Genomic DNA, 26921 nt, shown 5'->3' on the forward strand with positions numbered 1-26921 from the left:
GGCCCACCGTCTCAGCCGTTGTCGATCAGGCTCGCGATCTCGTTGTAGATCAGGTGCGCCTTCGCGCCCTGGTTGGACGGACAACCGCCGAGGTGGTGCAGGGCGATCACCCGGTGGCTGGCGTTCAGCACGGGTGAACCCGAATTGCCGCCGGAGGTGTCACAGCTGTAACTGATGTTCCAGGTGTTGTAGTTCGCGTTCCGGACGGCGCAGGTCGCGCCGTTCTGGGTGTCCTCGTAGATCGACAGCCGCTTCGCGGTGCCGTCGCCGTGCCCGGGGACATAGATCCGGGTCCCGTTGCTGGTGGCGGTAGTTGCCAGGTACAGCGTGCCGAACCCCTGGATGGCGGCGAAGTTGTTGACCGAGAACAGGGTGTAATCCAGCTGGTTGGAGCCGCCGCTGCTCACCCTGTAGAGGGTGGCACCGCTGACCTTGGTGCCGGCGCCGGGATTCGCGCCGCCGCAGGTGGCGCACTGGTAGTTGAACTGCATCTCGCTGCCGCTCACGGCGGACTGCGTCGAGAAGCAGTGCTTGTTCGTCAGCATCCGGTTGGTGTTGCCGACCCGCCAGGTGGTGCACAGTCCACCGCCGCTGATCAGCAGCCGCGCCACCGCCCTGCCGCGGGCGTACTCGGTGGGGTGGCTGTTCTGGTAGCAGACCACGTCCCGGCGGGCGTCGGTGCTGCACACGGACTGGGTGGAGAAGTTGTGCGCGGCGATTTCCGTGCGGTCGTATCCGCGCCAGAACCGGTCGATGGTGGCGGCGCTGCCACGTGAGGGGCGGCTGCTGTGCAGTGTCACCACTGCCGTGTCGCCCTCCACCGACATCGCCCAGAAACCCGGCTGCCCGTCGGTGGTGTAGTCCGAACCGGTCGCCCGGTTCAGGTGGCGGTCGTACCGGTAGCTCTCCTTGCCGTCGCGGCTCGACACTGTGACGTAGTCGCCTTCGGCCAGTCGCAGTGCGCTGAAGTGCACCTTGACGTAGGTGGCACCGGGGTGCTGGATGATCTGTGTCCCGCCGTTCGGGGCGTAGGACAGGGAGCTGTCGACGGTGCGGAGTTCACCGATCGTGGTCACACCCTCTGCCGAGAACTGGTTCGATTCCGGTGCTCGTTCGGATTGTGGCGCGAGAGGGGCAACCGAGTACGCCTCGGCGGCGGGTACCGACAGTAGGCTCAGCCCGAGTGTGCAGGCGGCGAGCGCGACCGCCCCCGTTCGTAAGCGGCGCAGGGCATGTTTCATCTGTCGCTCCTTCTCAGGAATCAGCACCGAGACGTGCCTTCGGTCTTCCTACCTGAATTCACGCAAGACATGTAATCCCATCTATGTCATAACTGCCTGCCGCGTCGCTTCGTCCGCCTCGTCTCCGGATGACAGTCCTGACGGGCAGTGGCGCCCTGCGCCACCGCATCCCGGCCCGATGACTGCTCCGCACGTCGAGGACGAAGGCCGGTGAGGCCACTACCATGCGAGCGTGGCTCACGTTGCCCAGGTCCGCAGGCCGTACCCGCTGCTCGTCGCCGCGGCGGTCCTGGTGGCGCTCGGCGCGGCAGCGGCCTGGGGGGTCGGCGACACGCTGGGGCTGAGCCACTCCCCCGCCGCCGTGCCGCGCGAGGACGCCCTCGCCGCGCCGGCGCGGACGCCGGCACCGGTCCCGCCGTTGGCGTCCCTCGTCGTGCCCGACGAGCTTCGTGTCAGGAAGGCCGCGACCGCCGTCGCCGACGCTGTCGTCTTCCGCGGCCTGCCCCGGCCGGCGCTCGTCCCGGCCACGTCGAGCCCGGCCGGGTCCGCGACGGCCGCGCGCGCCGGCACGGCGCCGGATCTGTCGGCGGTGAGCACGCTGCGGGCGGGCGTGCTGGCCGCCCTCAGCGGGACGCCCGAGTCCTACCGGCTCGACGTGCGCGGCACCGAGTTGACCGTCCAGGGTGGCGACGTCGCGGGCGTGGCGGCCGGAATGTACTGGTTGGCCGACCGGATCCGCTCCGGTGCCGAGGTGCTTCCCACGGCGGACACGGGTCGGGTGGTCATCCCCCGGCTCGGCCTGCGGCTGACCGACGCGGGCTCGGTGGGGCGCGAGCCCGACCCGGCCGTCTTCGCCGCCGGCGACGACTATGGCCTGAACACCGACGTGGTCGGGTCGGCGGTGCTGCCCCGCGCGCCGTGGGTGGACGCTGGTGCGGTGGCCCGCATCGACGCGCAGTTTCGACAGTTCGTCGATCACTCGGTGGCGCAGGGATTCAACGGAATCGTCGTGCCCGGCTTCCTGGAGTACGTCACGTTCACGAAGGTCGGCGACGGGCGCGCGGTCTACCCGCCCGGCGACTCGCACGTCGAGCGCGCGCGGGCGATGGTCGCGGCGTTCGGCCCCGTCTTCCGATACGCCGAGGACATGGGCGTGCGGGTCTTTCTGCTGACCGACATGCTCGCGGTGTCGCCCCCGCTGGAGGCATACCTGACGCGGACCGTCGGCGGCCTGGACGTGGCCGACCCTCGGCTGTGGGCGGTCTACCAGGCCGGTCTGGCCGAGCTGTTCGAGAGCATGCCGTTCGTCGACGGCCTGATGGTCCGCGTCGGCGAGGGCGGCGAGGTGTACGCCGCATCCGGCTGGGACTACACGTCAAAGCTCGCGGTCACCACGGAAGCGTCGGTGCGCGCGATGCTGCGGGCGCTGCTGGACACCGCGGGCACAGCCGGGAAGGAGATCATCTTCCGCACCTGGACGGTGGGCGTCGGCGCCGTCGGCGACCTGCACACCAACCCGGTGTCGTACGCGCAGGTCCTCGGCGGGCTCGACGAACCGCATCTGATCGTCTCCACCAAGTACACCCTGGGCGACTTCTACAGCCACCTACCGCTGAACACCACACTGCTGGACGGCGGGCACCGCCGCATCGTGGAGTTCCAGGCCCGGCGCGAGTTCGAGGCGTTCGGCTCGCTGCCCAACGACCTCGGCCCGCTGCACCGCCAGGCGCTGCGCGCATTCCTTGCCGCCAACCCGAACGTCGAGGGTGTCTGGAACTGGACCCAGGACGGCGGGCCGTTGCGCGCCGGGCCCATGTCGCTGTACCTGCGCGCGGGATTCTGGCAGCTCTACGACCTCAACACGTACGCCGTCGGCCGCCTGGCCTGGGACCCGCACGCCGACCCGGCGCAGCTCACGGCGGACTGGGCGTACCGCACGTTCTCCGACGACCCGGGCACCGTCGCCGCGATCGGGCAGGCCATGGCGCTGTCCCGGCAGGCGGTCACCAAGGGCCTCTACATCGGTCCGTACGCCGACCGGTCGGTGCGGGCGCTCGGGCTGGAACCGCCGCCCATGATGTGGATCTTCGAGTGGGACATCCCGACCGGCGATTCCGCCGCGCTGGACAGCATCTACGCGGTGACCGGCGGCCGCGTCGACGAGGCGATCGAGGAGGGTACGCAGGCCGTCGTGCTGGCCCGGCGCATGCGCGACCTGGTCGCCGCGACCGAACCGGCGACCTGGCGCGACGCCGAACTGCGCGGGCGCTTCGCCGCGACTCTCGACTACCAGGTCGACCTGTTCGAGACGCTGAGCGCGTACCGGACCATGGTGCTGCGGCACGCGCAGTGGCTGGACACGGGTGCCCCGGCCGCCCACCGTGACTGGCGGCTGGCCGCTGCGGAGTACCACGACGCGCGCGACGCGCACCGGCAGCGCTACGGCGCCGACCTGGACCTGCCCGCGTACAACTTCACCGCCGCCGACCTCGGGGCGCTGCGCGCCAACCGGGACCCGGCGATGGCCTGGGCGGCCCGGGCGCTGCTCGGGTCGATCCTGCTGGTGGTGCTGCTCGGCCTGTACGGGCGCGGGTTCGGCGCAGCCGCCGCGCGCGGGTTGCTGCTCGGCGCGCTCCGGCCGTGGCGGGTCGCCGCGCTGCCGACGCCCGTGACGCGGGCGGACCGAGTGTTGGTGTGGTTGGTCCCGGCCGTGGTGCTGGTGGCGAGCCGGCTCGTGTTGACCTGGTTCGCCGCGCCGGCACACCTGCTGGTCACCCTCGGTGGGTGGGCGCTGTTCGTCCTCGTCGTACGCCTCGTGGTCGGTCGCCGGGATCCGTTTCACCTGTGGGCCGTGGTCGGCGGCGTCGCGCTGCTGCGCAGCGTGCTGCTGCTGGCGGCGCTCGCCGGGCGAGGACCGGGCGGTTACTGGTTCGCCTTCTGGACCGCGCCGAGTCTGCGCGCGGCGTACGTCACCGTCGCGTTCGCGGCGTTCTGCTGGCTGTTCGTGGCCGTCGCGGTGCTCCTGCGGGACCGGTACGGCCTGCGTCGCCGAAGCGCCGTCGGGCTGACCCTCACCGCCGTGGGTGTGCCCCTCGGCGTGCTGTCCGCCCTGATGTCGGTAGTGGGCCTGGAACGCGCGCTGACGGTGTGGAATGACCAGCTCGCGCTGCTGCCCTGGGGCCTGTCCCGCATCCTCGGTATCACCGTCCACCTGGGCATCCCCGCTCAACTCCCCGCATACACCGCCGCCGCCGGAATCGCCTTGGCCGCCGGCGGCCTGCTCCTGTCACTCGGCCGCCGCCGGCATGCCGCCTGAGCGCCCAACCCAACCAGCAGGCCAACCGCCGCAGACGGGGCATCCGTGGCGGCCGACCCGGCGTCTCGAGCGCCCTGGGTGTCGACATCGGCGGTCCAGGCTGGTGTCGCGCTCGTTCACCGACTGGTCTACTGCCTGTTTCACAAGAACTGGCCGCCCTTGTGAAACAGGCCTTAGGCCGGCTCGCGCACGCCGCCGGCGTTTCCACCGTCGTCCGGCATCGGTTCGGCCGGGGCTTCTGGCAGTTCGTTCGGCGCGTCGGGCAGGAGGACCCCCGCGTCGTCGGGCACCGGTTCGCGCGGGTCGATGGGCGGATACTGTTCCGGGTCGAGATCGGGTCCAGTCATCAGGCGAGTATCCGTCGTCTTCCGAGCTGCCGCTCGTCGGGCCGCGAGCTTCAAGGTCGATCACTACATCGTCAAGAGCGCCCGTGGCGTCATCCTGACCCACAGCCACACGAGGGGTTCACCCGCCTTGCGGCAGATCCGGACGTGTCGGATCGTTACGGGCGGTGCGGGTGCCCGGTAGGTTTGCCCGCATGTCACCGATCCCGACGACGCTGTTACCCGAAACCCGACGTGCGCTGGTCCACCGGCTGGCGACTGGTCAGGTAGCGGGTCGGGCGCCGTCGGTCGTCGCTGCCGTGGTACGCGATGGTCATCCTGTGTGGATGGACGGGTGGGGAACGGTGGACGGCAGGGTGCCGGATGGCAACCTCCAATACCGGATCGGATCGATCACCAAGACTTTCCTGGCCGTGCTGGTGCTGCGACTGCGCGACGAGGGGCGACTCGCGCTCACCGACCCGCTGGCCGAGCACCTGCCCGGCACGGCTGCGGGCCAGGCCACTGTCGGCGCGCTGCTGGCGCACACCGCCGGGCTGATCTCTGAGGCGCCCGGCCCATGGTGGGAACGAACCCCGGGCACGCTGCGACCCGACCTGGCCGACGTGCTGGGCAGCGATCCGCAGGTGCATCCGCCCGGACAGCGCTTCCACTACTCCAACCCCGGCTACGCGCTGCTCGGCGCGCTGGTGCAGCGGGTTCGGGGTCAGGCGTGGGGCGAGGTGCTGCGGCGCGAGGTGCTGGAGCCGCTCGCGATGACCCGCACCACCCTGCTGCCGGTCGCGCCACATGCCACCGGCTGGGCGGTGCATCCCTGGGCCGATGTGCTCCTTGCGGAGCCCGCCGTGGACACCGTTCTGATGGCGCCTGCCGGACAGCTGTGGTCGACCGCAACGGACCTGGCCAGGTTCGCCGCGTTCCTCATCGACGGCGACGACCGGGTGCTCCATCCGGACACCGTCGCGCAGATGCGCAACCCGGCGAGCCCGCCGGAGGCGACGGACTCAGACAGTGGCTACGGGCTCGGCATGCAGTTGCTGCGCCGCGACGGCCGACTGTTGGCCGGGCACACCGGCTCGATGCCGGGCTTCGTCGCGACCGTGTGGGTCAGCCCCGACGACGCGCTGGGCGCGGTCGTCATGGGAAACGTGACCGCCGGCCTCTCCGCCGGCACCCTCGCCGCTGATCTACTGCAGACGGTCGCCGAGCGGGAGCCGCGGATCCCTGCGCCGTGGCGACCGCTGCCCTCAGTTGACCCACAGCTACTGGACCTCGCCGGCCCGTGGTACTGGGGGCCGGCACCTTATGTGCTGCGCCCGCAGGCTGATGGCTTCGTGGAGTTGGCCCCGCTGTCCGGCGGGCGCGGCACCCGCCTGCGCCCCACCGGCGACGGCGTCTGGGAGGGGATCAACGGCTACTTCGCTGGCGAACGGCTGCGGGTGCGACGCGACGCGGCTGGCGCCGTCAGCCACCTCGATCTTGGCACCTTCATCTTCACGCGGCAGCCCTACGACCCTGCGGCGCCACTGCCCGGCGGTATCGACCCCGCTGGCTGGCAGGCCGGCTGACCTCCTCAGCTCCCCACCTGCCCCCAGCCGGTTGGCAAGTGCGTTCTGAGTCATCAACCGATCGGACGACCGACGGCGATGATCGGCTATTTCCATGTGCGATGGACACCGTGCGACGCCTAGGAAGGAGGCATGACCAACGAGGTGACCGTTCCCCTGCTGCCGTGCGCATCCATCGACGACATCGAAACCTTCTACGGAGTTCTCGGTTTCCGCACCACCTACAAGCAACGCAAGCCCTACTCGTGTGTGGGGGTGCAACGAGAAGACCTGCGTCTGCAGTTCTTCGAGATCGCCGGATTTGACCCGGAGCAGTCCTATGGCTCGTGTCTCGTACTCACCGCGGACATCGAGGGACTACATCGGGCATTCGCGGCCGGCATGCGCGCCGCGTACGGCAAGGTACTGGTGTCCGGAACGCCGCGGATGACCCGGCCCAGGGCACGGAAGAACGCCGACGGGTTGGGCGGATTCAGCGTCATCGACCCGGGCGGCAACTGGATCCGCGTCTTTCGGGACGCCGCCACCGCGCCCGTGCCGGCCGCCGGGCCGGCCGGGCGACTCGCCAAGGCCCTCGCGAATGCTGTCGTGCAGGCCGACTCCAGGGGAAGCGTCGGACAGGCCATTCGGATCCTCGACAGCGCGTTGGCCCGTCCGAAAGCCGACGACGACCCTGTCGAGCAGCTAGAGGTCCTGGTCTACCGCGCCGAACTCGCGATGGTGCTGCACGATCCAAAGACCGCGGTCGAGATGCTGGACCGCGCCCGGTCCGTCACGCTCACGGAAGACGAATCCGTCAGGGCGGCGTCCGCGTTCGACAACGCCGACGAACTCGCAGCAGCACTGCGGTGACTCACCAAACGAGCGCCTCCCCCTCGACCCCGACAAACGGCCGTAGCGCGACCGCATCAGCGTCGACACCCCCGCCGGGGCCCGCTGTTTGGCAGGATGCCTCAGTTATCGGTACGCCAGTCCGATACACCTCGTGACGTGAGGGGATGCTCGGAAGGTAGTAGCCCGAACGCCAGCCCGGGCGGCGTACGCGCCGCAGCCGCCGGGAGTACTCTCACCTCAGGTGCGCCGGGAAGTCTGGTCGGCAGTCATGTCGTGCTGCGGCTCTGGAGGCTCCGATGGGCGTTTCTGCCCTGCGCACCGACCATCTGTCCAAGCGTTACGGGCGACTGCTCGCCCTCGATGACCTCACTCTCGACGTCGCGGCGGGCGAGGTATTCGGGTTTCTCGGCCCCAACGGCGCCGGAAAGTCAACGACGATCCGGCTGCTGCTCGGCCTTGCCCGACCCACCTCCGGACGGGCGTGGATCTTCGACACCGACGCCGGCGACGTTGCCGCGGCCCACCGCAGGCTCGCCTATGTGCCTGCGGATGTGGCGCTGTGGTCACGGATGACCGGCGCCGAGGTGCTGGACCTGCTCGCCCGCATCGGCCCCGGCACGGACACCGCCTACCGCGACGAGCTCATCCAACGATTCGCGCTGGACGTGTCCAAACCTGCTGGCACCTACTCGACGGGCAACCGGCAGAAGGTCGCTCTGATCGCGGCGTTCGCCACCCGGGCGCCTCTGCTGGTGCTCGACGAGCCAACCAGCGGCCTGGACCCACTCATGGAACTGCAGTTCCGGCAGGCGGTCGACGTGGCCCGCGACAATGGGCAGACGGTGTTCCTCAGCTCGCATCAGCTTGCCGAGGTCGAGGCCGTCTGCGATCGCGTCGGCATCCTGCGCGCTGGTGAGCTGGTGGAGGTGGCCTCCGTCGCGCAGCTGCGCCGACTGCACCACACCGAGGTGGTCGCGACGTTCACCGGGGCGCCACCGGACCTCGCCGGCGTCCCCGGCGTCCACGGCCTGCACACCGACGGTGCCGCGTCCGTGCGGTTCACCCTGAGCGGCTCCCCCGCCGCGGCGCTGCGCGCCCTGGCCGACGCTGACGTGACGACGATCGTCGTCCGGGAGCAGAGCCTGGAGGAGATCTTCCTCGCCTACTACGGGCAGAACGCCCGATGATCGCGACCACGACGGCAGCAACCCGCCCGCAGTGGGTACTGAGAGGGCTCGCAGTGCGCCAGGTGCGCCGTGGCGCCCTGGTCGTAACCGCTGTGTGTGCGGGAATGTCCGCCCTGGTGGTGGTCGGCTACCGCAGCGAGGCGCTGGATCCGGCGGCCTTGGCGGCGCTGGCCCGCAACCCCGCGATCCGCACCCTGTTCGGCGAACCGGTCGCGCTCGACCAGGCGGGCGGATTCACCGTGTGGCGCACGGGCACCGTCCTGGCGGTTCTCCTCGGTGTGTGGGCGATGCTCGCCGCCACTCGGATCACCCGTGGGGAGGAGGACGCTGGCCGATGGAGTGTGTTGCTGTCCGCCCGCATCACCCTTCCCGAGGCTGTCCGCCATCACCTCGGTGTCCTGGCCGCCGTCCCGGTCCTCGTTGGAGCGGCGACCGCAGCGGCGATGATCGCTGCGGGAGTGGACGCCACGGGTTCTCTGGTGCACGGAACCGGGCTCGCTGCCGCCGGGCTCTTCTTCGTCGCCGTCGGCGGCGTCACCGCGCAGCTGTTCGTCAGCCGGTCGGCGGCCAACGGTGTCGCGGCGGCCGTCCTGGTCGTCGGGCTCCTCATGCGGATGGTCGGCGACGGTATCCCCGCGCTGGCCTGGCTTCGATGGCTGTCCCCGTTCGGGCTCTTGGCGCTGACCCGCCCGTTCGACAGCAATCGAGGGCTGCCGGTGTCGGTGCTGACGTTCACCGCAGTGCTGCTACTGGCCGTCGCCGGTCGGCTCGCGGCTCGGCGTGACGTCGGCGCGGCGATTCTTGCTACGGCCGGCAGCCGGCGGGCGCGTACCGCGTTGCTCGGGTCGGTGCCCGCCTTCGCCGTACGGCGCACCCTGCGGCCGCTCGCCGCCTGGTCGGCCGGGATCGGCGCGTATTTCCTGCTCCTGGGCCTGATTGCCCGGTCCATGACCGAATTCCTGGCCGCCAACCCCGAGTTCGCGACCATGGCGGCCCAGGCTGGCTTTCCGGCCCTCGGCACGGTCGAGGGTTATGCGGCCACCCTGTACGCGCTGCTTGCCGTTCCGGTCGGGGTGTTCGTCGCCGTGCGGTTCGCCGCCGTCGCTGCCGACGAGAATGCTCGGCGTCTCACACTGCTGCTGGCCGCACCGGTAGCCCGGGTACGGCTGTTGGCCGCCGAAGCGGCCGTCGCTGGCTGCGCCGCGCTGACCCTGACAACGGTGGCGGGTGTCGCCATGTGGGCCGGCACGGCCAGTGTCAGTGCCGGCCTCGGAGTCGGCGACGCGCTCACCGGCGCCTGGAACGTCGTGCCGGTTGTGCTGCTGTGTCTGGGAGCTGCCGTCCTGGCGCTCGGATGGGCGCCGCGCGCCGTCGCGGCGATCGGTGCAATGCCGGCCGCGGGTGGATTCCTGTGGCAGGTCCTTGCCGACAGCATCGACGCGCCCTCCTGGATCCGCGCGCTGTCCCCGTTCGCGCACCTGGCCGCGGTGCCGGCCACCGCACCGGCATGGCCACCAGCGTTGGTGATGGTCGGCATCGCCGCGGCCGGCATGGTCGCCGGCACATTCGGCTACCGCCGCCGTGACCTGTGTGCCTGAGCGGGTCGCCGTCGCAACCGCTGTTCACCGCTCCAACGGGCCCAGCCGATTGTTGACGTCGTGCACTCCCGGAGTGCCCCAGGCGCGGGCGTGGCCTCAGTGCGCACATCAGCGCACGTGAGCCGTGCCGGCTGGCCGTGCCCGTCCCTCCCGCAGGGCGGGGGTGCGGCTAGCGGATCGCCGACGCCGAAGGGGGTGGCGCGGTCGCCGTCATCGCTCACTGGCGCCGCTATCCTTGATCGAGTACGACCTGTACGCATATGTCCGCTAGCTGAGGGGGAACCGTGCGCTATCAGATCGACCTCGCTCGCCTGCGGGACGTGCTCGACGGACCGTGGGCCGCAGTCCGCAACGCGCACCGGGAGCACCTCGACGCACGCTTCCTCCCGGTCTACGGCGAGACCGGTGACCAGGCACGGGAGCGGATCACCCGGCTACTCAGCGAACTCCCCGCCGAGCTGGGTATGGCCTCGGCCTTCCCCACCGAGTACGGCGGCAGCTCCGACGTCGGCGGCTCGATCATCGCCAGCGAGATGCTGGCGCAGGTCGACCTGTCACTGATGGTCAAGGCCGGAGTGCAGTGGGGCCTGTTCGGCGGCGCGGTCGCGGCCCTCGGCACCCGCCGCCACCATGACGCCTATCTCCGGGACATCGTCTCGGGCACGATCTTCGGCTGCTTCGCCATGACCGAGACCGGGCACGGCTCCGACGTCCAGCAACTGCGCACCACCTGCACGTACGACCCGCAGACGCAAACTTTCGACCTGCACACCCCGCACGAGGCTGCCCGCAAGGACTACATCGGCAACGCCGCCCGGGACGGACGGATGGCGGTGGTCTTCGCGCAGCTGATCACGAACGGCCAGCGGCACGGCGTACACGCGTGGTTGGTGCCGATCCGCGACGCTCAGGGCAACGCGCTGCCTGGCGTGCGCATCGGCGACGCCGGGCCCAAGGCCGGCCTGCTCGGCGTGGACAACGGGCGGCTCACCTTCGACCACGTACAGGTGCCGAGGGACATGCTGCTGGACCGCTATGGTCAGGTCGCACCGGACGGGACGTACTCCAGCCCGATCGAGAACGACTCCCGACGCTTCTTCACGATGCTCGGCACCCTGGTCCGCGGCCGGGTGAGCGTCGGCGGCGCCGCGTCGGCGGCCACCAAGTCGGCGCTGACGATCGCGGTGCGCTACGGCGACATCCGCCGCCAGTTCGGCACACCCGACGCCGACCGGGAGGTGCTGCTCAACGACTACCTGGCCCACCAGCGCAAGCTGCTGCCCGCCCTCGCCACCACGTACGCGCTGCACTTCGCCCAGACCGAGTTGGTAGCCGCACTCAGTGAGGTGCAGGGCGGCGACGGGCCGGTCGACGAACACCAGCAGCGGGAGTTGGAGTCCCGGGCCGCCGGTCTCAAGGCCGCGCAGACCTGGCATGCGACCCGCACCATCCAAATGTGCCGCGAGGCGTGCGGCGGCGCGGGCTACCTGGCCGAGAACCGGCTACCCAGTCTCAAGGCCGACACCGACGTCTTCACCACCTTCGAGGGCGACAACACGGTGCTGTTGCAGTTGGTGGCCAAGGGACTGCTCACTGGCTACCGGGACGAGTTCGGCTCGCTGGACGGCTGGGGGCGTGCCTCCTTCGTCGCCGAGCAGGTCCGGGAGATGGTGCTCGAACGCACCGCCGCGCGGTCGCTCATCGAGCGGCTGATCAGCGCCGTACCCGGTCGCGACGACGAAGTCGCCGTCACCGATCGAGGCTGGCAGCTCAAGGTCTTCGAGGACCGCGAGAGGCACCTCCTCGACGGCGCGGTCCGCCGCCTGCGCAACGGCGCGGCCACCAAGAAGGACCGCCCCTTCGACATCTTCAACGACGTCCAGGACCACGTCCTGACCGTCGCCGCCGCGCACATCGACCGGATCACCCTGGAGGGGTTCGTCGCCGGCATCGAAGACGCCGCCGATCCGGCGGTCCGGGCGCTGCTCTCCCGGGTCTGTGACCTGTACGCGCTCAGCGTCATCGAGGCGAACAAGGGCTGGTTCCTGGAGCACGGCCGGCTGACGCCGGCGCGGGCCAAGGCCATCACGGGCGTGGTCAACGCACTGCTCAAGGAGCTACGCCCGCACCTGCGAACGCTCGTGGACGGTTTCGCCATCCCGGACGCCTGGCTGCACTGCGCGATCCTGAGCGAGGAACCCGGCCGGCAGGACACGATGGCCACTCATGACGCCGCCGGACACCCGCCCGGGCTTGACCTCACGCGCGCTTGAGCTTGCCGGCTGGGCCCTGACGTTCCCCGGTCAGGTGGGCCGGCGCTGTAGTGCCGCGGGCGTGCAGGTTGATCCCGGCCGCGGGTCGGACGGGGCTCACGCCAATCGGGCTGCGGCTCCGCGAGGGCCACCACGGTGAAGGGGACGCCCTCGCGGAGCCGCGGTTTGCTCCGATCCGAGCCCGCTATGCCTCGTGCACGGTCATCGGCAACCCGCCGCGAACCCGCAGCGACAGCATCGGCTCGGGCACCACCCGGTATCCCGGCACCTTGGCCAGCCGCAGTTCCCGCGCGACCATCGCGACCACGAACGCCGCCTCCATCATCCCCAGGTTGTTGCCGACGCAGAACCGCGGGCCGGCGCCGAACGGGATGTAGGCGTACCGGGGTCGCGAGGCCGTGCCGTCCTTGTCGAACCGCTCCGGGCGGAACCGTTCCGGCTCCGGCCAGAACTCCGGGTTACGGTGCAGTGTGTACGGGCAGATCAGCACATCGACCCCGGCCGGCACGTCGTACCCGCCGATGGTGTCCGCCTTCTGCGGTATGCGGGAGAGCATCCACACCGGCGGGTACAGACGCATCGCCTCCTCGATCACCGTTGCCGTGTACCGCAGGCGGTGCAGGTCGTCGAACGTCGGCTGTCGGTCTCCGAGCACCGACAGCGCCTCCGCCCGCAGCCGCTCCCAGACGGCCGGGTTCTCGTCGAGGAGATGGAACGTCCAGCTCAGGGTGCTGGCCGTCGTCTCGTGGCCAGCCAGGCAGAGCGTGACCAGTTCATCGCGCAACCGCCGCTGCCCGACCGCGGCGTCGGGCTCGGCGTTAGTCGACTGGATCAGCCGGCTCAGGGCGTCGTCGCCGTCGAGCCGGCCGCCGCGCGCATCGACCAACTCGTTGACAACCGTCTGCAGGTGACGACGGGCGCGGCGGAACCGCACCTGGTGCGGCAGCGGCACCCACATCGGCACCGCGCTCATCGTGACCATCTCGAACATCGCCTGGTCCTGCATCGCCTCGAAGGACCCGCCGACGTCGCCGAGCCCGCCGAGATCCGCGTCGAGCAGGGTACGGCCGAGCACACCGAGGGTGAGCCCGGTGGCGGCGCCCGCGATGTCGACCGGACCCCGCCCGACGTGGCCACGCAACCGGTCCACGAACCGACCGGCCTCCTCGGCCACCACGTCGGCCTGCCGGGCGATCCGTTTGGGCTGGAACACCGGCTGGATGACCCGTCGCTGCTTGCGCCACAGATCGCCCTCGCTGGTGAGCAGCCCGTCGCCGAGGGCCCGCTTGGCCTGGGCCAGCCCGACGCCCTTGTGGTAGTTGTCCGGGTTGTCGGCGAGCACGTGCTTGGCGTGGTTGGGGTGGTTGAAGAAGAAGAGAACCTTCGGGCCGATCGCGATGCGGGCCGCGTCACCGAAGGCGTCGGCTGCCGACGACATCAGCCCGAGCCGGTCCCGTCCGAGCTTCCACAACAGCTTCGGCGCCGCCCAGAACGGTGGTCCGGGCGGCCGCCGCCGCGACGCGGTGAGTGTCATGTCGCCGCCTCGCTCGGCTCCGGCACCGACGCCGGCTCGGTCATGCCACGGAATTGCCCGTTGACGAAGACCAACACGTCACCGCTGCTCTCCCAGCGCAGCGACACCACGCTGCTCAGGAAGATCGTGTGATCACCACCGTCGTACGTCCGCCAGACCCGGCACTCGAAGTGAGCCACCGCGTCGTCGATCAGCGGGGCGCCGGTGACGGTGCCCGGCGTCCACTCGACCGAGCCGAACTGCGCCAACCCCAGTGGCCGCCACCGATCGGCGAAGTGGCGTGCCACCTTCTCCTGCCGGTGCCCGAGAACCGAGATGCCAAGGGTGCCGGCCTCGGTGAGGATCTGATGCATGATCGCGTCGCGGCTGACACAGACCAGCACGAGCGGCGGGTCCAGCGAGACCGACGCGAACGAGTTGGCCGTCATGCCGTGTGGTGTGGCGCCGCCGACCGTTACGACGGTGACGCCTGTCGCGAACGTCCCGAATGCCCGCCGCAACAGCTTTGATCCGGCCACCTCGCTCGGAGTGAGCAGTTCGCCGCTCATCTCGCCTCCCCGTGTGCGTACGGTTCGAGTGCACGAGCCAACGCCTCCGGCACCCGCGCCGGCAGTGTCCGGTTGTTGGGGCCGCGCATGCACGCGACCCGTTGCCGACCTCGGGCGACGAGCGTCTCGCCGCCGTCCGGGTCGAGCCGCACGTAGTCGAAGCCGAACTCGATCTGGGTCTGCGCCAGTTCCACGAGCCGCATCCGGACCGAGAGGTCGTCGAACGCCGTGATCTCGGCGAAGAACTCGCAGTCGACCTTGAGAGTGAAGAGCTTGAGGTCGTCCTGCAGGTCGGCCAGCACGTCCGGTGCCCGTTGCTTGAGGAACATCTCCCGGCACCGCCCCTGCCAGCGCAGGTAGTTGACGTAGTAGACGTTGCCGACGAGGTTGGTCTCCTCGAAGCCGACCGTGTGCGGGTACTCGAAGTACTTGCTCATCGAAGCGACCACCCGTCGGTGAGCACCGCGACGACGACCGGGTCGGCGTGGTCGCGCAGCCGGGTCACGAGCACGGCGATCCGCAGCGTGCCGGAGGCCAGGGTGAGCCAGCCGTGGGGACCGACAGCGCTCAGCGTGAGCGGCGTCTGCACCGGCAGTCCGACCTTGCGGAGGCACTCGATCGCCGTCCAGACCCGGGTGCTCGCGGTGTCGATGTCCTCGTCGGTGTCCTTCGTGAGCTGGCCGACCAGGCCGTCGTGCGGGCCGAGCAACGCCGACCAGGTCTCCGCGTCGCGCTCGGAGACCGCCTCGATGTCGCAGCTCAGCACCCCCCGACCACCGACGCAGACGGTCACACCGGCGCCGTGTGCCGCCGAGACGACCCGGTCGTCGTCGACCTCCGGCCGGCCGTCGGGCCGGTAGCGCACCTCGACCGGGCGGCCGAACACCCGTCCGGCCGCGAGGCCGGTCATGGCGCGTCGGGGCGGGTCGTCCGAGCCGTGAGGCTCGACCGCCACCGCGACCCGGGCGCCGAGCAGGTCGTCGAGCGACCGTTCGAGGTACGGGCCGAGCAGCGGCGCCGCCCACGGGCCGCGCCCGTCGCCCTTGCGCACCGCCTGCAGGCGCAGGCCCTCCCACCGTTCCACCACCTCGCCGCCCGGCGTGCGGACCGCGATGTCGTAGAGGTAGGTGTCGCCGTCGCGGCTGCGCTCGGTCGCCGTGAACCGGGCCTCGCCCTTGTCGGCGAGGACCGGGCCAGCGGCGTGTACGCGTTCGATGCCGGCCGGCAGGAGCGTCGCGTGCGGTACGCAGACCTGCAGACCGTGCATGAGCGCGTCCCGCATTCCGGGGTCACCGAGCAGCAGGTCGCCGCCGAGGAAGCTGGCGAACCAGTCGTCGGTCGCGACCGCCGACACGTCCACGTCGACGTGCCGTGCCGCCGCGCGGTGGTAGCCGCGCAGCCGCTGGAACCGCTGTCCCTGGAAGAGGATGCCCCCGTACAGGTCCGTGGCCGGGTCGAGGGGCACCAGCGGCAGGCCGGCTCCGGTCTCGTCCGGTGGGCCGTCGAGCTCTTCGCGGTCGCCGAAGCGCAGCCGCGCGCGGAAGTGGTCGACAGCGAAGCCGGTGTCGCCGGCCCGGATGGCGACGTCGACGTCTCCGTCGCCGGTCACCACGGCCGCGATCCGGATCGTGGCGCTGCCGTCGACAGGTACCACGATCGGCCGGAGGAACTCGACGTCCTCCATAGCCGGCACGTCCGCGCGCCCGGTGAGCGCGGTGGCGGTCTGCGCCATGGCCTCCATGCCGAACACCGCCGGGAACAGCAGGTTGCCGTCGAGCAGGTGGTCGGCGAGATACAGGTCGGTACCGGCGTTGAGTTCGACCTCGGTCACCAGTTCGACACCGTGGTAGTGCACCAGCGGTGTGCCGACGAACCGCAGCAGCGGCAGCGTCGGCGTCTCCCGACGCACCGTGTCGATGCCCTCGGTGCGGCCACTGATCACCACCACCGGCGGGGCGTCGGGGTCGGCGATCAGGCGACGCATCAGGCGTACGCCCTCGTCGGGTGAGATCGGGACGATCCCGTCCCGCTGCAGACCCTCCACGACCGAGAGCCGCTCGCCCATACCCACGCCGGACCAGACCGACCACTCCAGGCAGAGCGTCCGGCATTCGGGGTACGCCGCCGCGAAGTCCGCGGTGATCTCGGCCAGCCAGTCGTTGGCGGTCGCGTAGTGCGCCTCACCGCGCAGGCCCGCCCGGCCGATGATGCTGCCGAAGGTGACGAGCATCCGCAGCGCGCCGGGCTCGATGGCGTCGAGGACGGCGCGCAGCCCGTCGATCTTCGGGGCGAACGTCGCCCGGAAGGCCGCCGCGTCCAGGTTGGCCAGCGTCGCCGGCTCGTTGCGGCCGGCACCGTGCAGAACCGCCGTCACCGGGCCCAGCTTCTGGCGTACGCCGTCGACCGCGGTCCTGACCTGCGCCGGGTCGGTGACGTCGGCGCGGGCGTAGTGCAGGCGCACCCCGGCGGCCGTCATCCGGTCGAGGTTGGCGGCCAACTCCGCGTCGGTCGCCGGGTCGCTGCGACCCAGCACGGCCAACGCCGCGCCGGTGTCCTGCGCGACGGCGAGTGCGCACTCGGCGGTGATGCCCTTGCCACCGCCGGTCACGAGCAGCACGTCCGACGCGTCGAGCGGCATGATCTCCCGGACCGGTCGCACCGGCATCGCCCGCAGGGTGGGCACCCGCCGCACGCCGTCGGCGTCGTAGCGCACCTCGTGGAACCGCCCGGTGGCGGCCACCTCCGCGACCAGCAACGCCGGGTCGTCGAAGTTGGCGGGTACGCGAACGATGGTGGTCCGGATCCGGGGCATCTCCAACCGCAGCGACTTGGCCAGCCCGGCGGCGCCCCGACCACGCTGCACGACCACGAACCGGTCGCGCTGCTTGTCGGCGATCGCCGCCTTGGCCCCGTCCAGTGCGAGCGCCAGGTCGGCCTCGGTGCAGTCGGCCGGCAGACAGACCAGAACCCCGCCACCGACGCCACCGTGCTCCAACGCCTGCCGCAGAGACTCGGCGAGCGAGTCGCCGTCTCGCGACCAGCGCCGCCAGGGGCCGTTGGCCTCCACCTCCACGCGCGGCGGCAGCGGCAGGGCGTCGAGGTCGACCGAGAACGCCCGGGACCAGGCGGCCGCACCGGCCACAGTGGCCGCCGTCAATGCGCCACCGTCCCCGACGGAGCCGGCCAGGTCCTCCAACGCCTGGGCCAGCTCCTCGACAGTGGCGACCGCGAAGTTCGTCGGCGTCTGGGCGCTCGGCACCGACAGCAGTTGGGCGGCCTGGTTGACCACCTGTCCCACAGTGATCGAGCTGAGGTGCAGATCGTCGAGGAGGTGGCTCTCGCCGCGTACCATCTCGATCGGAAGCTCGGCGCGGTCGGCCACCAACCGGCGCAGCAGGTGCAGCGGCGGCTCGGAGGCGTCCGTGTCGGCCTCGATCTTCTTCGCCTCGACGGCCCGCCGCACGGGCTGCACCGTCAGCGGCGGCGCGGCCTCGCAGGGGCTCGCGAAGAAGCTGAACTTCGCCCCGAGTTGCAGCGGCCGGGTCAGGCGACCCTGGAACAGCCCGTCGTCGACCCGGAACGCGCCGACGACGTACGCGGCACCGACGGCGTTGAGCAGACCGGCGACCGACTCGTCATCGGTGTCGAGGGACACCGACGGCACGTCCGTCGCCGCGGTCGCCAACGCTCCCAACACCCGACCGGGGCCGACCTCGATGAACAGGTCGAGGTCCTTCGCCGCGAAGGCCACCGCCTGAGTGAACAGCACCGGGTCGGTGATCTGGCGGCGCAGCAGGGCCGGCACGTCGGTGTCGGCCGGGAGGACGTCGCCGGTCACCGTCGACACCACCCGGCGCGACAGCGGGTCGAACTGCTCATCGGTCAACCGGTCGCCGAACGCGTCGGCGGCCGGCGCCACCAGCGGTGAGTGGAAGGCGTGCGAGACACGCAGCCGGGTGGTGGCGAAGCTCGCTTCGCCGGCGCGGCGGCAGGCCTCCTCGATCCCTTCGGCAGTGCCGGCGATCACCGTCTGTTGTGGGCCGTTGAAGCCACCGATGACGACCGGGAGGTCGGCCAGCAGGGGCCGGACCGCCTCGGGTGCCGCCGCGATGCTCGCCATCGTCCCCGACGAGCTGTGCTCGGCCATCGTCTGGCCGCGGACCATCGCGGTACGAAGCAGGGCGTCCTCGTCGAACGCGCCCGCCCAGTGCAGGGCGGTGATCTCGCCGAGGCTGTGCCCCACAGCGGTGGTCGCCTCGATGCCGAGCGCCGACAGCACGCGCAGGCCCGCCAGCGAGCCGGTGACGATCCGGGGCTGGGCCACCGTCGTGGCGACCATGTCGCCGGAGGTGGGCAGGGCCGCCTTGGTGTAGACCTCGTCGACGTCGGTGAACCGGCGGCGCAGGGCACCGCCACTCGTCCCCCGCCCCGAGCCCTGCCCGGGGAAGAGATAGCCGATCCGGCCCGGACCGCCGACGTGGCCGAGGAAGCAGCGCTCGTCGGCGCTGACCAGGCTCGTCTCGCCGGCGTCCAGTACGGCGCAGAGTCGTTGCAGCCGCGCGACAGCGTCGGCCGGTGACGAGACCACGACGGCCGCCCGGTAGGGCAGGTCGCGCAACTCCCCGTGCAGCGTCGCGGCCAGGTCGCCCAGCTGGGCGTACGCGACGCCGTCGACGAACTCGACGAGCCTGTCCAGCCGCTCCCGCAGCTTCTCCCGGGAGGCGGCGTCGATCAGCAGCAGCTCGACGTCCTGGCCGGAGGAGGCCAGCCGGCTGGTCCGGCTGTCGAACCCGCGCCGACGTCGGGAGGGGCCGCCCTCGAGCACGATGTGCGTGTTGATCCCGCCGAAGCCCATCGCCGTGACCCCGGCCCGGACGTTCGGCAGGTCGGGCCACGGCTCCGCCTTGCGCAGCGCGCGCAGCGCCGGGTCGTTGTCGTCGGCCAGGATCTCGTGCGGCATGACGCAGCCGATGGCCGGGGGCAGCACCTGGTGGTGCACGGCCAGCGCCGCCTTGATCAGGCCGGCGACACCGGCGGCGGCCTTGGTGTGCCCGATCATGCCCTTGATCGAACCGATTGCGGCCGGAGCGGCGGTCGGGTCGGCGGAACGACGGGCGAGGGACAGCGCTGTCAACTCAGTGGCGTCACCGACCCGCGTACCCGTGCCGTGTCCCTCGAAGAGGCCGACCGTCTCGATCCCGAAGCCGGCGCGCTCGTACGCCCGGTCGAGCGCGAGTCGGTAGCCGCTGACCTCGGGTCGGGTCATCCCGCCCTTGCCGTCGGAGGAGATCCCCCACCCGGCGATGGTGGCGTAGATGCGGTGGCCGGCGGCGCGGGCGTCGTCCTCGCGCATCAGGACGACCATCCCGCAGCCCTCGCCCGGCCAGAAGCCGTTCGACCCACGGTCGTAGACGCGCATCTCACCGGTCGCCAGCGCGCCGGTCTTCGCGAACCCGATGATCTCGAAGGGGTCGATCGACAGGTCGACACCACCGGCGACGGCCACGTCGACGTCACCGTCGATGAGGGTCTTGCTGGCGGTAGCGACCGACAGCAGCGACGACGAACAGGCGCCGTCGACGGTGTAGCCGCCACCCTTGAGGTCGAAGTGGTTGCAGATCCGGCCCGCGATGGTGTTGGAGAGCCCGCCGGCCAGAGTGTCCTCGTCGACCTCGGGGAACGGACTCTTGAAGGTCGCCTCGAACGAGTCGAGGAAGGTCATCAGGTGGTCGTCGTCCCAGTCCTGGTCCTTGAGCGCCGCGGCGACCATGCGCCGGACGAAGGGCCAGCGCAGCCGCAGCTGATTCGCGCGGGTGAACTCACCGGTCAGGGTGTTGCCGACCACCACGCCGGTACGGTCCCGGGGCAGTCCCTCGGCCATCGGGAAGCCGGCGTCGGCCAGGGCCATCGCGGCCATGTCGAGGGCGAGCCAGTGGGTCAGGTCCGTCGAGCGGTAGGTGCTCCCGGCGACCTTGTAGGCGATCCGGTCGAACTCGTACCCCTCGATGACGGCGGCGTTGCGGGCGTAGAACTTGTCGGGCGTGTTCGGGTCCGGGTCCCAGTAGTCCTCGAGCCGCATCCGCTCGTCGGGGAGACGGCGGAACGCGCGCCGCCCGGCGAGGGCGTTCTCCCACAGTTCCCGGGGTGACGTGGCGTCCGGATAGCGGCACGCCATGCCGACTATCGCTACACGAGTCATGCGGGGACGACCTCCTTGCCGGTGTGTTCCTTGCCGTTGCCGTTGCCGGTGCTCGCTGGCACCGGCATCGCGGCCGTGCCGATGCTGGGCGCACGGTCCGCCTTGGACTTCTCGATGAGGTGCAGGGTCCAGTGGAAGCCCCCGCGGATGAGGCAGACGGCGGCGGTGGCGAAGAAGATGCCGTACGCGATACCGAAGCCGGTGAGCAGGCCGTAGACCACGGCCACGCTGGCACCGAACGCCACCTGCGCGGCCGGCGCCGACGGTGAGGTGCCCGGGTCGGTGACCATGTAGTTGGTGAACAGCACGAACGCGACGCCGGTCATCATGCCCAGGGCCGCCGGGATCGACGTGTCGAGCAGCACCCCACGCACGATCGCCTGCAGAGCGAACGCGGACAGCCAGCCCATGATCAGCCACATCCGACCGGTCAGCTTGCCGTTGATCATCGTGCCGCCGACGATGATGATCGCCGGGATCAGCCAGTCCCAGAAGCCCGAGATGTACTCGGTGAAGTGGTAGGGCGGTGCGACGCTGGCCCAGGGGAAGACCATCAGGATCACCGCGATGCCGAAGTTCGACGGGTTCATGTAATGGCGCATCCGGCCCCGGATGGGGGCCTGCAGGACCCACTTGGCGCCGATGGCGACCGCGACACCGAAGAGCATCGTCCAGAGCTGGTCGTTGACGTAGATCAGCATGTTGAGCGCGAGGCTCGTAATGTGCGCCGGGTAGAGGAACTCGATCAGCCCGCGTAGCCCTCGGCCGCTGAATCGCGGGGCTCGGCCCTCGACGCGGGCACCGATGGCCTCCAGGGCGATCTCGATCGTGTAGCCGGCGAAGATCGCGATGAGGGGCCAGGTCCAGGGCTGTTCGAAGCCGAGGACCGTGAAGCCGAGGATGTTGAAGACGGTGATCGAGATAGCGAAGTTGCGAAGTGCGATGTTGACTTTCGGGTCGTGACGTGGCGGGGTTACGGTACTGATTGCCATGTCGCTCACCTCTCCTGGGCCTGGGCGCCGAGCTCGAGCGAGTGCCAGCCCGGGGTCATCGAAAGCTCCTGTTGATGCGACTGGCCGGTGCGATCACGCCAGTTCAGCTCGACCCGCACCGGGCCGGTCACGTCCTTGCCAAGTCCGATGTGGACCTCGCTGCTGCGCTTGCCGGAGTGGCCGCTGCCGCCGTCGACACGGCCGAGCAGCACCCGACCGTCCGCGGTCGTGACCTTGACCTGGGCGCCGACGACCGGCGAACCAGCGGTCCCGGTCGCGGCCGTCGCGCCGGCCGGGGCGGGATGGGTCAGGCGGAGGCCGAGGAAGGCACCGGGGTTCGGGCTCTGGTTGTGGTAGAAGACCGGCTCGTCCCACTGCCTGGCGACCGCGAAGTCGAGCCGTCCGTCGCCGTCGGCGTCGCCGGTCGCGATGCCGCGGGTCGGCACCGGCGCGTCGAGACCCAACCGCGGCGCGATGTCCACGTAACGGCCACTGTCGGACTTGACGAAGAAGTGCAACCGCTGGCTGCCGCCGATGTCGTCGCCGGGGCGCACGTGCGGCCACCAGGTCGTGTTGGTGAGCAGGTTGTCATTGGACATCGCGAGTTCCTGCAGCTGTGGCCACCTGTTGACCTCGCCCTTGACGAAGCCGGTCGTCTGCGCCACGACCAGGTCGCCGCTGTTGTTGAAGTCCGCCATCTTCACGTCCCAGCCCCACCCGGACCAGGCGAGCCCGAGCGGCGCGCTCTCGTCCTTGAACGGGGCGGTGCCGTCGTCGAGGTGGGTGCGAAGGTCCTTCTGGTCCTTTGCGGAATTGACGAAGGCGAAATGGCTCTCCTCCAGGCCGAAGGTGGTGGCGATGTTGCTGACGTACATGTCGTAGAGGCCGTCGCCGTCCAGGTCGCCGAAGTCGACGCCCATGCCCTTGAACGAGTCGGCGCCCACCCGCTTCGACTTGGGGACGAGCGGGTCACGGACGGCCTTGACCGGAGCGAAATCGATGTTGCCGGGGGTCGACCTGTTGTAGAGCATCCGGTCGGGGCCGAAGTCGTGGGCCACGTAGAGCTCCGGCCGAAGGTCCCCGTCGACGTCGTTGGCGGCCGCAGCGAGGGCCCAGCCCTTTGACGCGGCCCGCGGAAGAACGTCGCTGACCAGTTCGAAGGTCGCCGTCGGCTCGGCGCCGGCGGTGGCGCCGGTGCACCGGAAGAAGTAGTCCTCGCCGCCGTTGAACGCCTGCGACATCGAGTGGTTCATCGCGACACCGTCCTTCTTGGTGTCGTCGAGGACCGGGCCGTGCGGGAAGTAGTTGCCGACAAAGATGTCGACGTGGCCGTCGCCGTCGAAGTCGTCGACCGCGACGGTGTTGGTGTTCCACTGCGGGCCGTCGTAGCGGTCACCGGGCGACTGGGGCAACACCTCGACCGGTCGGAAGGTGTTCATCGTCAGGCCGACCGCGCCGGCCTTGGCGAGGTAGAGGATCGGCGTACGTCCCCAGAGGTAGACCAGCACGTCGGTGCGGCCGTCCTCGTTGAAGTCGCCGGGGACGCACCCCATCGGCGCCATCGTGTCGCTCATCGGCAGCGGTGCCGGATCGAGCGCGAACGGCGCGTAGCGGGGGGTGCCGGGGCGGGGCACGGGGGTGACCACCACCTGGTCGATGCGGGGATCGGTGATGCACAGGTCGTTGGGCAGCCCGTCCCCGTCGAGATCGTTCATCGCGACGCCCGAGCCGACCGACGAGATCCACGCATTGATGTCCTGGTACTTCTGGTTGACCTTGCGGACGGTCTGCTGCGGGTAGCCCCCCGGCATCGCGATCGAGGCCGGCTGGAACGCGAACCCGCTCGCGGTCCGCGCCAGCTCGGATGCCGAGGCGGAGGGCAACCGCCCCAGTTGGAAGAGCAGGGCGACCAGGGCCAGCGCCACGATTGCGGGTAGCCGCCGATGCAGCCATGAACCCTTCTGCGACATCTACTTGACCTCCGATTGTGACGGACGGGTGCGGGGCCGGGAATCCCATTACCATCGGTTTGGTAATGGCATTTCACCGATGCCTGGACGGCTCCACGGAACGGGCATCAGCACCGATAGCCGCGAGCGCGAGTTTCCAGTTCCGACCCCTCGAACAGGGAGTTTGGCGACGGCCTATCACCACACATCCCGACTCACCGATTTCGGTGAACGCGCTGGATAGAGCGTCGCAGGGGCCTTTAACGATGTCTTCTTCGTCTGTGCTGGGCGCTTCTTCCTTCGTGCGGTGCGCCCAATACCCGGGCATACGCCAGTATTTCTTGGGCACCGGCCCGGGCGATAATTGTGATCTCTTGGCCGACTACCGAAGGTGTCGTCGGCCGACCGCCAGCGCGGTGGCGAAGCTGGCCCAGGCGACCGTCTCGACCAACACGGCGTCGCCCTCGTGCCAGGCCCGGAACTCCGCGATGGTCTCCTCGTCGACCTGGTACGACGCGAAGGCCGCCAGCAGGGCGAGCCGACCCGCGGACCGGTCGGGCTCCGGCAGGTCGACGATCGCCCGCTCACACCACTCGCGACTCAGTCCGGTGTCGACGCCCTGCCAGGTGTCGAGGTGCGCGGCGACGAGCGCGCGCACCCGCGGCGGGACCGACCGCTCCCCGGCAGCGGTGAAGGCCGCGTTGGCGCGAGCCACCGCACCCGCCACCGCCTCACTACCCACCGCCCAGCCCGCCTCCGGCGGCAGGTCGGCCGCGGGTAGCAGGGGCAGTGAACGACCGGCCGGGTGCTCCTCGCGCAGAATGGGGTGCAGCAACCGGCTGACGCCGCGCTTCATCCTCCGTTTGGCCCGGGAGCCGAGCTGCGGCGGCAGCAGGAAACTCGACAGGAAGACGTTGACCATGCGGCCGAGGTAGTGGAACGCCACCACGACGCCCACCAACTCGGCGCGCTCCGCCGGAGTGAGCGTCAGGTCGAACGCCGGGAAAGCCGCCGGTTGGTGGGCGACCCGCGCCCAGCCGGCGAGCGTACGCACCCGCGGATCCACTATGTCCTCGACCCGGTCGGCGACGATCGCCTCGGCGTCATGCTCGGTCGACAGGTCGTACATCCCGGTGCTGTGCATGTCGACGCAGTAGGGGCAGATGTTGGCCACCGACACCGCCGACGCCACCGCCTCCTTGGCCAGCCGGTCGACGGCCCCACCGGTCATCAACGGCTCGCGCATCAGCATCCAGTAGGCGGCGAGTGTCCGGGGAGCCGGCGAGTGCAGCAGCAGTGGAGGTACGACCAGGCGCATCTCGTCGGTGGCCTGCCGGTAGACCTCGGCCACCAGACCGTCGGCCGCGGTGGGTGCGACAGGCGTCACGTACTTGACCTGGCGCTGAACGACCGACGAGACGACGCGGGCGGCGACCATGGTTACCTCCGTTGAGGGTGTGGACGTCGCACTAGCATCACGCCGGTTACGCCGCCGGCCCCACTCCGAGCGTGCCGACCCGCAGCGCCGCCTTCATCGCCGCCCAGGAGGTGACCTCGATCAGCTCCCGGTCGCCAGCTCCCGTCGCCCGCAGCGCGTCGAAGTCGGCGTCGATCGACTGGTAGGAGCCGAACGCCGCCAGCAGGGCCAACCGGCCGGCGGCTTGGTCGGCCGGCGCGAGCGCAGAGACCCCCTCGCTCAACCAGCCACGGTTGGCTCCGGGAGGCCGCCCGTCCCACGCGTCCAGCCGATCGGTGACCAGCGACCGCACCGGGCCGGGCACCGAACGCAGGCCCGCGCGGTCGGCGGCGGCGCCGGCCCGCGCGAACGCGTCGCCGATGCTCGGGCTGCCGACGGCCCACTCCGGCACCGCTGTCGCCGGCGCGGCGGGTAGCAGCGCCAGCGCCGCCCCCGGCTCGGGCCCGCTGCCGCGCAGATCCATCAACCTCCCGAACACCTTCCGGACCGTCGTCCGTGCGGCGCCGGGCAGCCGCGGCGGGAACGGCGACTCGGGGAGGAACAGGTTGACCATGCGGTTGATGTAGTGGAACACCACCGCCACGCCCAGCACCTCGGGGACCGCCGGGGCCCGCACCGGGACCGCCGCGGCGACGTGCCCGCTGTCGCGTGCCCAGCCCGCGACCGCCCGCAGGCCCGGATCGACGAGTTGGTGCAGGTTGCCCGAGGCGATCTGCGCCGACTCCCGCCCGCGAGCCAGGCCGTGCATCGTCGAGCTGTGCACGTCGACGCAGTAGGGACAGGCGTTGCCGATGGACACGGCGGTCGCCACCGCTTCCTTCGTTCCTCGGTCGACGGCACCCCTCGCGACGAGCGTCTCCCGCAGGATCATCCAGCACGCGGCGAGTGGCTCGGGGGCCGGTGAGTGCAGGGCAACCGGCGGGGCGAGCATTCCGAAGTCGCGTTCGACCTGCTCGTACACAGTGGCCACCAGCCCTTTGGCCACGGCGATCGGCACCGGCGTGACGTGCCGTACCGTCCCCGCGGCCCGGCGGGTGCCTCGAATCATGATCATGCCCACGACGCTCTCCCTTCGACCGCAAGCCCAAGGATGTCGATGCCGACGGGCCGGGGCCGTCTCCGAACTTGCGGTATCGGGTGGATCCGCCCGCGCACCAGGTGGTGGCCGCAGAAAATCGGCCGGCTCGCCCGGGCCCGGGTCACAGCACAAGAGCACGTCGAAAGAAATTCTTCCGTCACCCATTGACTACCGTAAGCGCCGGGCCACGCTCACCAACGAATGGAGTGTCCATGTCCGCTGTTGCGGCCCCACCGAGGTCGGGCTTCCTCGCGTCCCTCAACGGCCGGCACCACCGAGCCGCCCTGAACACCTTCATGGTGATCGTGATCGCGCACTGGGCCGAACACCTCGTGCAGGCGTACCAGATCTTCGTGCTCGACATGCCCCGACCCGCGTCGCGTGGCGTGCTCGGACAGTTCTGGCCGTGGCTGGTCACCTCGGAGTACCTGCACTACGGCTACGCCATCGTGATGCTCGTCGGCCTCTTCCTGCTCCGGCCGGGCTTCGTCGGTCGGGCACGCACCTGGTGGACGATCGCTCTCGCCATCCAGTTCTGGCACCACATCGAGCACCTGCTGCTCCTCATCCAGGTGCAGGCCGGCTTCAACCTCTTCGGCGCCGCGGTGCCGACCAGCGTCCTGCAGCTCGTCATGCCCCGCGTCGAGTTGCACCTGTTCTACAACTCGGTCGTCTTCATCCCGATGCTGGTCGCGGTCTACTACCACCTGCGGCCGAGCCGGGTCGAGGTCGAGGCGATGCGGTGCAGCTGCGCGCCGCGTCCCGTAGCGTCGCTGGCCTGAC

General features: G+C 70.5%; 17 protein-coding genes. 7 read left to right on the top strand and 10 right to left on the bottom strand.

Features of this window, described 5'->3' with window-relative positions; all coding sequences use genetic code 11:
• Positions 1 to 11: 11 nt before the first annotated feature.
• Positions 12 to 1241, bottom strand: coding sequence for a trypsin-like serine peptidase (locus NIE111_RS10730; RefSeq protein WP_238684241.1), 1230 nt, complete (start codon positions 1239 to 1241; stop codon positions 12 to 14).
• Between the two features lie 232 nt (positions 1242 to 1473).
• Between NIE111_RS10730 and NIE111_RS32230 the strand changes: the two genes are divergently transcribed.
• Complete coding sequence (locus tag NIE111_RS32230; protein WP_238684242.1) at positions 1474 to 4557, top strand: hypothetical protein; 3084 nt, start codon at positions 1474 to 1476, stop codon at positions 4555 to 4557.
• 173 nt (positions 4558 to 4730) lie between these two features.
• Here the strand turns inward: NIE111_RS32230 and NIE111_RS10740 are convergent, their stop codons facing one another.
• Entirely contained in the window at positions 4731 to 4904 is a 174-nt protein-coding gene (locus NIE111_RS10740; protein ID WP_238684243.1) for a hypothetical protein, read from the bottom strand.
• 191 nt (positions 4905 to 5095) lie between these two features.
• Between NIE111_RS10740 and NIE111_RS10745 the strand changes: the two genes are divergently transcribed.
• The 5 genes from NIE111_RS10745 to NIE111_RS10765 all read left to right on the top strand — a co-directional run bounded on the left by NIE111_RS10745 (position 5096) and on the right by NIE111_RS10765 (position 12361).
• Positions 5096 to 6469, top strand: a complete 1374-nt coding sequence (locus NIE111_RS10745; RefSeq protein ID WP_238684244.1) for a serine hydrolase domain-containing protein — start codon at positions 5096 to 5098, stop codon at positions 6467 to 6469.
• A gap of 132 nt (positions 6470 to 6601) precedes the next feature.
• On the top strand, positions 6602 to 7321 hold the full coding sequence (locus tag NIE111_RS10750; RefSeq protein ID WP_238684245.1) for a DUF8817 family protein: 720 nt from the start codon (positions 6602 to 6604) through the stop codon (positions 7319 to 7321).
• A gap of 278 nt (positions 7322 to 7599) precedes the next feature.
• Positions 7600 to 8490 (top strand): ABC transporter ATP-binding protein, encoded by an 891-nt coding sequence (locus NIE111_RS10755; protein WP_238684246.1) that lies wholly within the window; start codon positions 7600 to 7602, stop codon positions 8488 to 8490.
• The gene (locus NIE111_RS10760; RefSeq protein WP_504858721.1) at positions 8487 to 10088 is read left to right on the top strand and encodes an ABC transporter permease; all 1602 of its coding nucleotides are present in this window, start codon (positions 8487 to 8489) and stop codon (positions 10086 to 10088) included. Before NIE111_RS10755 ends, NIE111_RS10760 begins: the two co-directional genes overlap by 4 nt.
• 284 nt (positions 10089 to 10372) lie before the next feature.
• On the top strand, positions 10373 to 12361 hold the full coding sequence (locus NIE111_RS10765) for an acyl-CoA dehydrogenase family protein (protein WP_238684248.1): 1989 nt from the start codon (positions 10373 to 10375) through the stop codon (positions 12359 to 12361).
• A gap of 184 nt (positions 12362 to 12545) precedes the next feature.
• On the opposite strand, the gene NIE111_RS10770 is transcribed toward NIE111_RS10765, so the two are convergent.
• From NIE111_RS10770 to NIE111_RS10805, 8 genes are all read right to left on the bottom strand, one after another.
• Positions 12546 to 13895, bottom strand: a complete 1350-nt coding sequence (locus tag NIE111_RS10770; protein ID WP_238684249.1) for a cytochrome P450 — start codon at positions 13893 to 13895, stop codon at positions 12546 to 12548.
• Positions 13892 to 14443 carry a flavin reductase family protein gene (locus tag NIE111_RS10775; RefSeq protein ID WP_238684250.1) on the bottom strand — a complete coding sequence of 184 codons (552 nt, stop codon included), beginning with the start codon at positions 14441 to 14443 and terminating at the stop codon, positions 13892 to 13894. Before NIE111_RS10775 ends, NIE111_RS10770 begins: the two co-directional genes overlap by 4 nt.
• Positions 14440 to 14880 carry an acyl-CoA thioesterase gene (locus tag NIE111_RS10780; RefSeq protein ID WP_238684251.1) on the bottom strand — a complete coding sequence of 147 codons (441 nt, stop codon included), beginning with the start codon at positions 14878 to 14880 and terminating at the stop codon, positions 14440 to 14442. Before NIE111_RS10780 ends, NIE111_RS10775 begins: the two co-directional genes overlap by 4 nt.
• Positions 14877 to 20642: a type I polyketide synthase gene (locus NIE111_RS10785; protein ID WP_238684252.1), complete on the bottom strand. Its 5766-nt coding sequence runs from the start codon at positions 20640 to 20642 to the stop codon at positions 14877 to 14879. The genes NIE111_RS10780 and NIE111_RS10785 overlap by 4 nt, the downstream gene beginning before the upstream one ends.
• Complete coding sequence (locus tag NIE111_RS10790) at positions 20639 to 21634, bottom strand: RnfABCDGE type electron transport complex subunit D (RefSeq protein ID WP_238684253.1); 996 nt, start codon at positions 21632 to 21634, stop codon at positions 20639 to 20641. The genes NIE111_RS10785 and NIE111_RS10790 overlap by 4 nt, the downstream gene beginning before the upstream one ends.
• A 5-nt stretch (positions 21635 to 21639) precedes the next feature.
• Positions 21640 to 23604 (bottom strand): CRTAC1 family protein, encoded by a 1965-nt coding sequence (locus tag NIE111_RS10795; protein WP_238684254.1) that lies wholly within the window; start codon positions 23602 to 23604, stop codon positions 21640 to 21642.
• 361 nt (positions 23605 to 23965) lie between these two features.
• Positions 23966 to 25021 carry a carboxymuconolactone decarboxylase family protein gene (locus NIE111_RS10800; protein ID WP_238684255.1) on the bottom strand — a complete coding sequence of 352 codons (1056 nt, stop codon included), beginning with the start codon at positions 25019 to 25021 and terminating at the stop codon, positions 23966 to 23968.
• Positions 25022 to 25067: 46 nt separating this feature from the next.
• The gene (locus tag NIE111_RS10805; protein WP_238684256.1) at positions 25068 to 26114 is read right to left on the bottom strand and encodes a carboxymuconolactone decarboxylase family protein; all 1047 of its coding nucleotides are present in this window, start codon (positions 26112 to 26114) and stop codon (positions 25068 to 25070) included.
• A gap of 236 nt (positions 26115 to 26350) precedes the next feature.
• Between NIE111_RS10805 and NIE111_RS10810 the strand changes: the two genes are divergently transcribed.
• Positions 26351 to 26920: a hypothetical protein gene (locus NIE111_RS10810; protein ID WP_238684257.1), complete on the top strand. Its 570-nt coding sequence runs from the start codon at positions 26351 to 26353 to the stop codon at positions 26918 to 26920.
• The last annotated feature ends 1 nt before the right edge of the window (position 26921 follow it).

The organism is Micromonospora hortensis, from assembly GCF_022230935.1.
GTDB classification, from domain to species: Bacteria; Actinomycetota; Actinomycetes; order Mycobacteriales; family Micromonosporaceae; genus Micromonospora; species Micromonospora hortensis.

Coding starts and splice junctions, on each gene's coding strand:
- NIE111_RS10730 (WP_238684241.1), bottom strand. CDS start 1,241: ATGAAACATGCCCTGCGCCGCTTACGAACGGGGGCGGTCGCGCTCGCC.
- NIE111_RS10740 (WP_238684243.1), bottom strand. CDS start 4,904: ATGACTGGACCCGATCTCGACCCGGAACAGTATCCGCCCATCGACCCG.
- NIE111_RS10745 (WP_238684244.1), top strand. CDS start 5,096: ATGTCACCGATCCCGACGACGCTGTTACCCGAAACCCGACGTGCGCTG.
- NIE111_RS10750 (WP_238684245.1), top strand. CDS start 6,602: ATGACCAACGAGGTGACCGTTCCCCTGCTGCCGTGCGCATCCATCGAC.
- NIE111_RS10755 (WP_238684246.1), top strand. CDS start 7,600: ATGGGCGTTTCTGCCCTGCGCACCGACCATCTGTCCAAGCGTTACGGG.
- NIE111_RS10760 (WP_504858721.1), top strand. CDS start 8,487: ATGATCGCGACCACGACGGCAGCAACCCGCCCGCAGTGGGTACTGAGA.
- NIE111_RS10770 (WP_238684249.1), bottom strand. CDS start 13,895: ATGACACTCACCGCGTCGCGGCGGCGGCCGCCCGGACCACCGTTCTGG.
- NIE111_RS10775 (WP_238684250.1), bottom strand. CDS start 14,443: ATGAGCGGCGAACTGCTCACTCCGAGCGAGGTGGCCGGATCAAAGCTG.
- NIE111_RS10780 (WP_238684251.1), bottom strand. CDS start 14,880: ATGAGCAAGTACTTCGAGTACCCGCACACGGTCGGCTTCGAGGAGACC.
- NIE111_RS10785 (WP_238684252.1), bottom strand. CDS start 20,642: ATGACTCGTGTAGCGATAGTCGGCATGGCGTGCCGCTATCCGGACGCC.
- NIE111_RS10790 (WP_238684253.1), bottom strand. CDS start 21,634: ATGGCAATCAGTACCGTAACCCCGCCACGTCACGACCCGAAAGTCAAC.
- NIE111_RS10795 (WP_238684254.1), bottom strand. CDS start 23,604: ATGTCGCAGAAGGGTTCATGGCTGCATCGGCGGCTACCCGCAATCGTG.
- NIE111_RS10800 (WP_238684255.1), bottom strand. CDS start 25,021: ATGGTCGCCGCCCGCGTCGTCTCGTCGGTCGTTCAGCGCCAGGTCAAG.
- NIE111_RS10805 (WP_238684256.1), bottom strand. CDS start 26,114: ATGATCATGATTCGAGGCACCCGCCGGGCCGCGGGGACGGTACGGCAC.
- NIE111_RS10810 (WP_238684257.1), top strand. CDS start 26,351: ATGTCCGCTGTTGCGGCCCCACCGAGGTCGGGCTTCCTCGCGTCCCTC.